The organism is Glutamicibacter sp. AGC84 (assembly GCF_053543575.1).
Window position 1 is genome coordinate 381,435 of sequence record NZ_JBLVOC010000015.1, and the last position, 10,742, is coordinate 392,176.

General features: G+C 65.9%; 9 protein-coding genes and 1 pseudogene. 5 read left to right on the forward strand and 5 right to left on the reverse strand.

All coding sequences use genetic code 11. The annotated features are described in order from the left end of the window. The 4 genes and pseudogenes from ACNPN0_RS10545 to ACNPN0_RS10560 all read right to left on the reverse strand — a co-directional run. Positions 1-783: pseudogene (locus tag ACNPN0_RS10545) on the reverse strand (enolase C-terminal domain-like protein); the annotation flags it as partial. A gap of 3 nt (positions 784-786) precedes the next feature. After that, positions 787-2,388: an aldehyde dehydrogenase (NADP(+)) gene (locus tag ACNPN0_RS10550; protein ID WP_105656280.1), complete on the reverse strand. Its 1,602-nt coding sequence runs from the start codon at positions 2,386-2,388 to the stop codon at positions 787-789. A gap of 50 nt (positions 2,389-2,438) precedes the next feature. After that, on the reverse strand, positions 2,439-3,377 hold the full coding sequence (kdgD, locus tag ACNPN0_RS10555; RefSeq protein WP_400341242.1) for a 5-dehydro-4-deoxyglucarate dehydratase: 939 nt from the start codon (positions 3,375-3,377) through the stop codon (positions 2,439-2,441). Positions 3,378-3,515: 138 nt separating this feature from the next. Further along, positions 3,516-4,406, reverse strand: coding sequence for a LysR family transcriptional regulator (locus ACNPN0_RS10560; protein ID WP_105656282.1), 891 nt, complete (start codon positions 4,404-4,406; stop codon positions 3,516-3,518). A gap of 151 nt (positions 4,407-4,557) precedes the next feature. Between ACNPN0_RS10560 and ACNPN0_RS10565 the strand changes: the two genes are divergently transcribed. The 5 genes from ACNPN0_RS10565 (at position 4,558) to ACNPN0_RS10585 (ending at position 9,911) form a co-directional block, all read left to right on the forward strand. Then, positions 4,558-5,556, forward strand: coding sequence for a Bug family tripartite tricarboxylate transporter substrate binding protein (locus ACNPN0_RS10565; protein WP_448938900.1), 999 nt, complete (start codon positions 4,558-4,560; stop codon positions 5,554-5,556). Between the two features lie 49 nt (positions 5,557-5,605). Further along, a complete protein-coding gene (locus tag ACNPN0_RS10570; protein ID WP_448937722.1) occupies positions 5,606-6,190 on the forward strand; it encodes a tripartite tricarboxylate transporter TctB family protein in 585 nt (194 codons plus the stop codon). A gap of 23 nt (positions 6,191-6,213) precedes the next feature. After that, positions 6,214-7,743 carry a tripartite tricarboxylate transporter permease gene (locus tag ACNPN0_RS10575; protein ID WP_105656285.1) on the forward strand — a complete coding sequence of 510 codons (1,530 nt, stop codon included), beginning with the start codon at positions 6,214-6,216 and terminating at the stop codon, positions 7,741-7,743. Continuing rightward, entirely contained in the window at positions 7,740-8,132 is a 393-nt protein-coding gene (locus ACNPN0_RS10580) for a universal stress protein (RefSeq protein ID WP_105656286.1), read from the forward strand. Before ACNPN0_RS10575 ends, ACNPN0_RS10580 begins: the two co-directional genes overlap by 4 nt. Before the next feature lie 420 nt (positions 8,133-8,552). Next, positions 8,553-9,911 (forward strand): GntT/GntP/DsdX family permease, encoded by a 1,359-nt coding sequence (locus ACNPN0_RS10585; RefSeq protein ID WP_400341237.1) that lies wholly within the window; start codon positions 8,553-8,555, stop codon positions 9,909-9,911. Positions 9,912-10,005: 94 nt separating this feature from the next. Here ACNPN0_RS10585 and ACNPN0_RS10590 read toward each other — a convergent pair whose 3' ends face one another. Beyond that, positions 10,006-10,719, reverse strand: a complete 714-nt coding sequence (locus ACNPN0_RS10590; RefSeq protein ID WP_105656288.1) for a FadR/GntR family transcriptional regulator — start codon at positions 10,717-10,719, stop codon at positions 10,006-10,008. Between the last annotated feature and the right edge of the window lie 23 nt (positions 10,720-10,742).

Consider the following 10,742-nt stretch of genomic DNA (forward strand, 5'->3'; position numbering starts at 1 on the left):
CCCCCACGGATCCTCGGCATAGGCCACCACTCCGCGCATGCGCTTGCCAAGCCGGATAGCATCTTCGAGCAGCCAGCCGCCATTGGGGTCAAGCGTGATCCGGGCTTCGGGGAAGCGTTCCTTCAAAGCGATGACAGCATCGACCTCGGAGTCCCCGTCCTGGACGCCGCCCTTCAGCTTGAAATCCTTGAACCCGTAACGGGCCTGAGCCGCCTCGGCCAGGCGCACCACGGCTTCTGGTGTCATGGCTTCCTCGCGGCGCAAGCGCTCCCAATCGTCGTTGCCCTGCGGTTCGCGCAGATACGGCAGATCCGTCGTATCCGGGTTGCCCACGTAGAACAGGTAGCCGAGCATCGGAACCGCGTCGCGCTGCTGCCCGTCGCCGAGCAGTTCGGCCGCCGGCACTCCGAGGAACTGGCCGTGCAGATCCAGCAGTGCAGACTCAAGTGCGGTGACTGCGTGCACGGTGGTGCGCAAATCGAAGGTCTGTGCACCGCGTCCGCCGGAATCGAGGTCTGCGAAGCGGGCTGCCACCTGGCGCAGCAGCGAACGGTAAGTCGCCACAGGGGCGCCGGTAATCAGTGTGCCGGCCTCCTCTATGGTCGAACGGATCGCTTCGCCGCCGGGCACTTCGCCGAGGCCCGTGCGGCCTTCGGAGTCAGTGATGATGGCGATATTGCGGGTGAAGAACGGCCCGTGCGCCCCGGAGAGGTTCAGCAGCATGGAGTCATGCCCGGCGACCGGGATGACCTTCACCGAGGCAATGGTGGGCTGGGAAGTCATGGATTATTCGCCTTTCGCCTGCAGGACGCCGTCAATCCGGCGGGTCAGCTTCCACGGGTTGTCTTCCGCGATGGGCTTGGGCAAAAGCGCGTCCGGGAAGTTCTGGTAGGCGATCGGGCGCAGGAAGCGCTCGATGGCCAGGGTGCCCACTGAGGTGGTCCGCGGGTCGGACGTTGCCGGGAATGGACCTCCGTGCACCATCGCGTGGCCCACTTCCACACCGGTTGGCCATCCGTTGACCAGGATGCGCCCGACCTTGGTTTCCAGCGTCCCGATGATCTGCCCTGCGGCTTCGTGATCCGAATCGTCCAGCTGCAAGGTGGCGGTGAGCTGGCCTTCCAGCCGGCCCAGCGCCGTTTGCAGCTGTGCGGCATCGGCGTAGCGAATCACCAGCGAGGCGGCTCCGAAGATTTCGTCTTGCAGCACCGGGTTGGCCAGCAGCTGCTCCACTCCAGCGGTGTAGATGGCTGGTGCCGGAGCGTTCTCGGTTGCCCCTTCGGTGCCACGGCCCAGCAGTTCGACACCGTCCTGGCTGCCGAGCGCTTGGACACCAGCGGTCCAGGAATTGTAGATTCCCTCGGTGAGCATCGTCTGCCCGGAAGTTTCCGGTGCCTGGCCGCTGACGGCGCGGGCGAATGCGTCGCCGGCAGCTCCGGTGGGAACAAAGACGAGTCCCGGTGCGGTGCACAGCTGCCCGGAAGAACCGACAACAGAAGCCAAGTAGGCCTTGGCCTGCGCAACGGGATCCTGAGCCAATGCTCCCTCGAAGAAGATCACCGGGTTGATGGAGCTCATCTCGGCATACACCGGGATGGGTTCCGGTCGCGCGGCCGCGGCGGCCATCAGGGCGGTGCCGCCGGCCCGCGAGCCGGTGAAGCCCACGGCCTTGATGACCGGATCCTTCACCAGGGCTTGGCCGATCGACGCGCCGGGGCCATAAACCAGTGAGAAGACTCCCGGGTGCAGCCCGAAGTCGGCGACGGCCTTGCTGATGGCATGGCCAACAATCTCGCTGGTTCCGGGGTGCGCATTGTGGGCCTTGAAGACCACCGGGCAACCGGCAGCCAGCGCGCTGGCGGTGTCGCCGCCGGCGGTGGAGAACGCCAGCGGGAAGTTCGACGCGCCGAACACCGCGACCGGGCCCACCGGGATCTTGCGCTGCCGGATGTCCACGCGCGGGGCCGGGGTGCGCTCGGGCAGGGCCGGGTCCACGCGCACGCCGTGCTGGTCGCCCTGGCGCACCACCTGCGCGAACAGCCGCAGCTGACCGGTGGTGCGTCCGCGCTCGCCGGTCAGGCGCGCCTCGGGCAAGCCGGTTTCGGCCATGGCGCGAGCGACCAGTTCGGCGCCCACTGCCTCGATGTTCTCCGCGATGGCTTCCAGGAACTCTGCGTGCTTCGACGGTTCCAAGGACCGGAAGGACTCGAAGGCCTCGGCCGCCGCAGCGGTGGCCAGCTTCAGCTGCTGCTCATCGATGAGGCTGTAGGCAGGTTCCAGGCGCTCGTTGGTCGCCGGGTTATAGCCGTTGACCTTGCGCCCGTTGCCTTCGGTGCTGGCGCCGGCGAGGATGGACTGGCCGGTGAGGTTCTGCGTGGTTGTGCTCATGAATTGCTCCTGAGTCGACTGATTGGTGTGTCGTAAAGTGCCAGTGCTGGTCAGAGGCTCGCGCCGGCGGGAACGATGCCTGCCTGCTGGATCAGCGCGGACAGGTCCGCCAGGTCCTGCTCGGTCAGATCCTGCAGCGGCGGGCGCACCGAGCCGGAGTCGCGGCCGATGGCCTTCAGCCCGCCCTTGACGATGGATACGCCGTAACCCTTGACGCGGTCGCGGATTTCCAGGTACGGCAGCACGAAGCGGTTCAGCTTCTCGTTGACCGCGGTCAGGTCCTGGGCGCGCACATCCTTGTAGAAGTCCAGCGCGAATTCCGGGACAAAGTTGTACATGGCCGAGGAGTAGGTGCTCATGCCCAGCTGCAGCAGCGGCAGCGCGAAGGTCTCCGCGGTAGGCAGCCCGCCCAGGTAGAACAGGCGGTCGCCGTTCTTGGCGTACACCTTGGTCAGGTGCTCGATGTCGCCCAGCGCGTCCTTGAAGCCGATGAAGTTCTCGTGGTTATCGGCTAGCCGGGCCACGGTGTCCGCCGAATAGATCGCGTTGGCGCGGTTGTAGACGATCACGCCGGTCGTCGTCGATGCGCAGATGGCCGACGCGTGCTGGTAGAGCCCTTCCTGGTCGCATTCAGTCAGGTACGGCGGCAGCAGCAGCAGGCCCTCGGCCCCTGCAGCCTCGGCGTCTTGCGCGTTCTGGATGGCCTGCTTGGTCGAACCGCCGGCCGAGGCCAGCACCGGAACCTTGGAGCCGGCTTCTTCCACTGCCATGCGGACCACACGCGAGGCCTCTGCCGGGGTCAGCGTGAAGCCTTCGCCGGTGCCTCCGGCGGCGAACAGTCCCGCGACGTCGAAGCTGGACTGCCAGGCCAGGTGGTTGCGGTACGCGGCCTCGTCGATTTCCAGGTTCGCGTCGAATGCGGTGACCGGGAAGGAGAGCAACCCGTCCTTGAGCTTGGAGGCAAGTTCGGCGGGGGTGTACTGGGCCATGGTTTGTTCCTTTGACTGGTTCCCGCATCAGGCGAGGCGGGAAAGCTGGGGGCGGTGCATTGGTATTACCCTCAGCCTAGGAACCCTCTATGATGCCTGTCCAAGGCCATATTTGTATTGTTTGATACCCAGTGTGCATCATTCAGCGTGCAGCGCGTGGCGCACGATCGAGACCACCCGTTCCAGCGCCGGATTGCGCGAGGACTTGCTCCAGATGGCGTGCAGCTGCACCGGATCGTCGGTAACCTCGCCAAGCCGCAGGTAGCTGACCCCGCCCACGCCCAGCAGCTTGGCACTCTCCGGGACGAAAGCAATACCGCGCCCGGCGGAGACCAGCGCGAGCATGGTCAGCACCTGGCTGACGGTATGGCGCACGTTCTTGTGCTCGATGTCGACGCGGCGCACCACCAGGTCGTAGAAGTAGCGGGCCTTGGTGGGAGAGTGCATGATCAGCGGTTCGTTGCGCAGGTCATCGAACAATACCTCCCGCTGCAGCCGGGCCAGCCGGTGGCCGGAGGGCACTGCCACGTAGAGCCCCTCGGTTAATAGCAGTGCGGATTCGAAGAGCTTCTCGTCGAAGGGCGGGCGGGCTAAGCCCAGATCGATGTCGCCGTCCAGCAGGGCGTCGACCTGCTCGCCGGTCACCATTTCCGACAGCTCCAGGTGCACCTGCGGCATCTGCGCGGAGATTTCTCCCAGCAGCGGGCCGAGCAGGCTGAAGCCCGAGGCCGCGGTGAAGCCGATGCGCAGCTCGCCCAGCTGGCCGGCGGCGATGCGGCGGGCATTGTCCGGGGCACGCTCGGCGGCCACGACCAGCCGGCGGGCATCCTGGAGGAAAGCATGGCCCGCCGCGGTGAGGGCCACGCGGCGGTTGTCGCGCTCGAGCAGTTCCACGCCGACCGTGCGCTCGAGTTTCTGGATCTGCCGGCTCAGCGGCGGCTGAGTCATGTTCAGCCGCTCGGCGGCACGGCCGAAGTGCAATTCCTCGGCAACGGCAACGAAACTGCGTGCTTGGTCCAGAGTAAACATTTGATACCTTTCTGGAATCATTCTATGCACATTCAACCTTGGACATGCATCACTTCAAGTTTCTACGCTTGACTCCAAGACCAGCAAGGTGAGCTGTCTCACTCGAGGCCTCGGCCGGGGTCCCACACTCGACACCACAGGAGAACTTCCCATGAAAAATCGCTTGACTCGCCGCTCGCTGCTCGCCCTCTCGGCCACTGGCGCGGTACTAGCGCTTTCCGCCTGCGGCGGCAACGTCGGCGGGGGCTCGGCCTCCGCCGAATTCCCCAGCGGCCCCATCACCCTGCCCGTCGGCCAGGCGCCTGGCGGCTCCACCGACCTGATCGCGCGCGCCGCGGCGGACGGCATGGCGGATTCCCTGGGCGTGGCCCTGCCCGTGGTGAACAAGCCGGGCGCCAACGGCGCGCTGGCCACCGAAGAAGTGGCGGCCATGGCCCCGGACGGGCAGAACCTCGTGCTGCTCAACGCCTCGTTGATCACCATTACCCCGCTGGCGGTATCCGCGGACGAGGCGGTTTCGCTCGATGACCTCGATGTCCTCATGGGACTGAGTCAGGATGACTACGTCATGGTAGCCAGCACCAAGTCGGGGATGGAGAACTTCGATGACATCAAGAACAGCGGCAAGAAGCTGTCCTTCGGCACTACCGGCGTGGGCACCGGCTCGCAGCTGGCCCAGGAACTGATCCTGGCCCAGGCGGGCATCGAAGGCACCACAGTACCATTCGACTCGGGTTCCCCGGCACTGACCGCCGTCATGGGCGACCAGGTACAGGTCTCCACAGTGCAGCTGGGCGAAGCCAAGCCGCAGATCGACGCCGGCACCGTCACCCCGATCGTGGTCTTCTCCTCCGAGCGCAATGAGTTCCTTCCCGATGTGCCCACCGCCATCGAGGCAGGCTATGAAGTCCCGGTCTCCCAGTACCGCGCCATCGCAGCCCCGAAGGGCCTGAGCGATGACGCCAAGCAGAAGCTGGTGGCCTCCATCAAGGACGCGGTAGCCACGGACACCTACACCTCGTTCAACGAGAAGAACATGCTGACTCCGAACGAGATTTCCGGCGAGGAAGTCACCGCCGAATGGAATGAGCTGGCCGCGAAGTACAAGGAACTGACCGATGAGTACGACATCTCGCTGGCCGGCAAGTAGCCTCCCGGCAGCCAGCTGATCCGGAACACTTCAAGCACAGGAGGACATCATGCAAGCCAAACACGTTGAACGCCCGCCGGTGCCCGCCGCGCCCCGCGCGAAATCCGGCCCGGTGCAGCCCGAGGACGATTCGTCGCCCGAGGCGCTGACCCCGGAGGAACTCGCCGCCCAGTGGGAAGCCGAGGCACCGGAACCGGCCGGACCGGTGGCGAACCTTGCCTCCAGCCTGGTGGTGCTCGCGCTGGGCTGCGCCGGCATGGCGCTGTCCGTTGGCCTGGGGCTGGGCACCCCCGCGGCGCCCAGCGCCGGGATGTGGCCCTTCATCGTCACGCTGATTGCCGCCGTCATGGCCGTGGTGCAGCTCATCGTGGGCAGGCGCGGCGGGCAGGACGGGGAGAAGTTCAGTGCCATGAGCTGGTACACCGTCATTGGTTTCGCCACCCTGATCCTGATGGTGGTGCTCATGCCGCTGATCGGCTTCGAGATTCCCGCGCTGCTGCTGTGCTTCGTGTGGATGCGCTGGCTGGGCGGTGAGCGCTGGCGCTCTGCCGCCTTGTATTCGGTGCTGGTGGTCGTGGCCTTCTACGCCATCTTCATTGCCGCGCTCGGCACCACGATTCCCCGACTGTTCTAAGTCGCAATTAAAGGTTGACTCCCATGGACTTCTTCGGACCAGTCCTGGACGGCTTCGGCACCGTCCTGGACCCCACAAACCTCTTGTATTGCCTGCTCGGCGTTGTCATTGGCATGCTGATCGGCGTGCTGCCGGGCCTGGGCCCGGCGGCCACGATCGCGATCCTGCTGCCGTTGACCTACGGTGTCGAGCCGGTGACCGCCATCATCATGCTGGCCGGCATCTTCTACGGTGCCCAGTACGGCGGCACGATCACCTCGGTGCTGCTGCGCCTTCCCGGCGAGGCCAGCTCGGTGGTGACGGTCTTCGACGGCTATGTCATGGCCAAGCAGGGCCGGGCCGGCACCGCACTGGGCATTGCCGCCATCGGCTCGTTTATTGGCGGCACGATCGCCATTGTGGGTCTGACCTTCCTGGCTCCGCTGGTGGCCAGTTTCGCGCTGGACTTCGGCCCGCCGGAGTACACGGCGCTGGCGCTGCTGGGCATCTTGCTGGTGGCCACCATCTCCGGAGGCTCCAAGATCAAGGCGATCATCGCCGCGGCGTTGGGCCTGTTCCTGGCCACGGTGGGTCGCGATGGCTTCACCGGGGCCGAGCGCTTCACCTTCGGCAACCTGTCGCTGGCCGACGGGATCGACTTCGTGCCGATCGCCATGGGCCTGTTCGGCGTGGGCGAGATCCTCTACAACCTGGAGGAGCGGCACCGGGCCGTGTCCGCCCCGCTGAAGGTGGCCAACGTGTGGCCGCGGCGCCAGGACCTGAAGCAGGCCTCCGGGGCGATCGGCCGCGGGTCGGTGCTCGGCTTCTTCCTGGGCATCTTGCCCGGCGGCGGCGCGACGATCTCCTCGCTGGCCTCCTACGCGCTGGAGAAGAAGACCGCCAAGGACCCTACGCGCTTCGGCAAGGGGGCGATCGAGGGTGTCGCCGGACCGGAAACCGCGAACAATGCGGCGGCGACCAGCTCGTTCATCCCATTGCTGACTCTGGGCATTCCTGCGAATGCGACGATGGCGATCATCTTCGGGGCGTTGCTGATCCAGGGGGTCACCCCCGGCCCGCAGCTGATCTCCAATGACCCGGAATTGTTCTGGGGCGTGGTGAACTCGATGTATATCGGCAACATCCTGCTGCTGATCATGTCGATCCCGCTGATCGGGGTATTCGTGCGGATCCTGCGCATCCGCGCCGCGATCCTGGCGCCGATCACCGCGTTGATTACCCTGCTGGGCGCGTACACCATCCGCAACTCCATGTTCGACGTGATGCTGGTGGTCATGTTCGGCGCCGTGGGCTACCTGATGAAGAAATTCGGTTTCGAGCCCGGCCCGCTGGTGCTGGCGTTCGTGCTGGGCAGCCTGCTGGAATCCAACCTGCGCCGATCCCTGCTGGTGCTGGAAGGCGACCCCTCGGGCTTCCTGTCCCGACCCATCTCCGCAACGCTGCTGGTGGTGTTCGTGTTCGTGGCCGTGTGGCCGATGATCAAGTCCGCCATCGATCAGCGCAAGAACCGCTTGGTGGCCGTGCAGGCCGTAAAGGAAAAGGAAAACGCATGAGCATCATCGTGGGATACGTCCCCACCCCAGTAGGGCAGGCCGCCGTCGACGCGGCCATCATCGAGGCGAAGCTGCGCGCCGAACCGTTGCTGATCGTGAACTCCTCGCGCGAGGGGTCGCTGGTGGACAAGCACACCGCTTCGCCCGAGGACCTGGAACGCGTGCTGCTAGCTGCCGCCGCGGCGGGAGTCGAGGCTCGCATCGTGGAGTCCAGCTACCGTGATGACCTGACCGAGGAGTTCCTGGGGCTGGCCGAGAAGCACGAGGTGTCCTTGATCGTCATCGGGCTGCGCCAGCGCAGCCAGGTGGGCAAGTTCATCATGGGCTCGCACGCCCAGCGAATCCTGCTGCAGGCGCAGCATCCGGTGCTGGCCGTCAAGGCCGGCTGACCCGCCACCGCACCGCTGCCAAAGGCCGCGGACGGCTTCAATGGAAGCCTTCCGCGGCCTTTGCGCGTCCACGGTCCGGTGGCTCCTCAATGGTTGCAGCGCTTCAACTATTGTGAGGCTCGTCACTCAATGAACGGTTCCCGGGGAGCGCCGAAACGCCGAGCCGAATGCGCTACCGGGCGCGGAGTGCCGGAATGTCGCGGGATCGCGGGGATGGCCGACACCCGGGCACGCAACGCGATGCCGGCTGGGTATCAAAACATGCGGATCGAGTCTTGGACGGGAGCGATCCCGGCTTACTAACGTGACTACAGGCACATGGCGATATGCGGCAGCTCACGTAAACCCAAGCCCTCGCCGCCACCCGCGATGCCGAGATTCCACCCTTTTCCAAAGTATTCCCCAGATCGGAGCCCCTTTATGCCCCTGCTTGTCGTAGCGCTGGCGGTAGTCGTGCTGCTGATCCTCATGATGAGGTTCAAGCTCAACGGATTCATCGCCCTGATCCTCGTCGCCACCCTCGTGGCCTTCTGGGCCGTCGCCACCGGATCGCTGAGCGTGGACGGCGAGCCCGCGGGCGTCGCTGACATCCCGGAGATCATCACCGAGGGCCTGGGCGGGCAGCTGGGAAGCACCGCCGTCGTCATCGGCCTAGGCGCCATGATTGGCCGCGTCATGGGCGACGCCGGGGCGGCGCAGCGCATTGCCCGCAAGATCCTCTCGGTCTTCGGCGAGCGTGGCGTGCAGTGGGCCATGATCATTTCCGCGATGCTGATCGGCGTGACCATGTTCTACGAGGTCGCGTTCGTGATCCTGGTGCCGGTCGCCTTCACCCTGGTGCGCGCCACCAAGGTCAACCTGCTGTGGGTGGGCCTGCCCATGTCCATCTCGCTGTCCACCATGCATTCCTTCTTGCCCCCGCACCCGGGTCCGACCGCAGTGGCCGGGCTGTACAACGCATCGGTCGGATTGACGCTGGCCTACGGCCTGCTCATCGCCATTCCGGCCGGTGTGGCCATTGCGATGGCCTGGCCGCGGCTGTCCTTCGTGCGGCAGATGAACCCGCAGATGCCCTCGGGGCTGCTCGCGGAAAAGGACTTCGCCGACGACGAGCTGCCCTCGGGCGCCTTGTCCTTCCTGGTGGCGCTGCTGCCCATCGTGCTGATTGCCGGTTCGGAAATCCTGCGCATGACCGTGACGCTGAGCGAGGAGGCCGACGATGTGCTCGCGCTGCTGGGCTCGGCGGAAATTGCGTTGCTGATCGCCCTGCTGGTGGCGATTGCCGCCTTCGGCCCGCTGAACAACCGTTCCATGGCGCAGGTCGCCAAGTCGATGAGCGAGGCCGCGCGGGCCATGGCCATGATCCTGCTGGTCATCGGCGCCGGCGGCGCCTTCAAGCAGGTGCTGGTTTCCGCCGGCATTGCCGACTACATTGCGGACACCACTGCGGGGTGGAATCTCAGCCCGCTGTTCCTGGCCTGGATCATTGCGGTGATCCTGCGCATCGCGCTGGGATCAGCTACGGTGGCGGTATCGACCGCCGCCGGCGTCGCCGCACCGCTGGTCGCGGCCACCGGAGCGTCGCCTGAGCTGATGGTGCTGGCCACCGCCTGCGGCTCGATCGCCTTCAGCCACGTGAACGACCCGGGCTTCTGGATGTTCAAGGAGTATTTCAACCTCAATGTCGGGCAGGCGCTCGCGGTGCGCACCACCTACACCACGACGTTGGCGGTACTCGGGTTGCTCGGGGTCTTCGCACTGGACCTGGTGATCACCTAGGCCCGGTACGGAACTTTGAAGGAAAGACCTCTCGGCGACATGGAGCTGATGGCAGCTGCCACGGCCAGCCGGAGGTCTTTTCCGCGTCCCGGCCCTAAAGCGCGGGGCCGAGCCCCGCTTCGGATTGCAGCCGCAGCATGGAGTTGCCCAGATGCATGCGCATGGCCGCGGCCGCCATGTGCGGGTCGCCGGAGGCAATGGCATCACGCACGGCGCGGTGCTCTGCGGCCACCGAACCCAGCCGGTCGGCGGTGATCGTGTCGGCCGAATCCAGCCGGCCGCGCGGCATCGCGATCATGGAGGGACCGAAATTCTCCACAGCCTGGCCGAAGTAGGGATTGCCGGTAGCCCTGGCCACGGCCAGGTGGAACTCGAAATCGCAGCTCATGCTCACCGCCGCATTGCCCGCTGCAGCCTCGAAGCCCCGCAGGGCCTGGTCCATTGCGGACAAATCCTGCGCGGTGCGGGAGCGGGCCGCGACGGCGGCGGCCTCGGTCTCGAAACCCACCCGGTACTCGATCAACTGGCGGCGTTCCTCGACGGTACGCGGAACCAGTGCTTGAGCGGCAGGCTCGGCGGGCGGTGGAGGAGTCAAAGCGAAGCTGCCCGCGCCGCGCCGCGTGTAGACCAGCCCTTCGGCCTGCAGTCGGGTAATGGCCTCGCGGACCACGGTGCGCGATACCCCGTGCTCGGCGATCAGCTCGTTCTCGCTGGGCAGCTTCTGTCCCGGAGGAATGGCCCCGCCGCTGATCTGCGCGCGCAGGTGCCCGACCAAGGCCGATGCCAGATTGGGTTTGGCGTTGTGCATGCTTAAAGGATAAGCGCCCGAAC

What these genes read in the sequence shown, in the direction of transcription:
- ACNPN0_RS10590 (WP_105656288.1), bottom strand. Translation starts at nt 10,719, where the DNA reads ATGCACAACGCCAAACCCAATCTGGCATCGGCCTTGGTCGGGCACCTG.
- kdgD (WP_400341242.1), bottom strand. Translation starts at nt 3,377, where the DNA reads ATGGCCCAGTACACCCCCGCCGAACTTGCCTCCAAGCTCAAGGACGGG.
- ACNPN0_RS10575 (WP_105656285.1), top strand. Translation starts at nt 6,214, where the DNA reads ATGGACTTCTTCGGACCAGTCCTGGACGGCTTCGGCACCGTCCTGGAC.
- ACNPN0_RS10580 (WP_105656286.1), top strand. Translation starts at nt 7,740, where the DNA reads ATGAGCATCATCGTGGGATACGTCCCCACCCCAGTAGGGCAGGCCGCC.
- ACNPN0_RS10560 (WP_105656282.1), bottom strand. Translation starts at nt 4,406, where the DNA reads ATGTTTACTCTGGACCAAGCACGCAGTTTCGTTGCCGTTGCCGAGGAA.
- ACNPN0_RS10550 (WP_105656280.1), bottom strand. Translation starts at nt 2,388, where the DNA reads ATGAGCACAACCACGCAGAACCTCACCGGCCAGTCCATCCTCGCCGGC.
- ACNPN0_RS10565 (WP_448938900.1), top strand. Translation starts at nt 4,558, where the DNA reads ATGAAAAATCGCTTGACTCGCCGCTCGCTGCTCGCCCTCTCGGCCACT.
- ACNPN0_RS10585 (WP_400341237.1), top strand. Translation starts at nt 8,553, where the DNA reads ATGCCCCTGCTTGTCGTAGCGCTGGCGGTAGTCGTGCTGCTGATCCTC.
- ACNPN0_RS10570 (WP_448937722.1), top strand. Translation starts at nt 5,606, where the DNA reads ATGCAAGCCAAACACGTTGAACGCCCGCCGGTGCCCGCCGCGCCCCGC.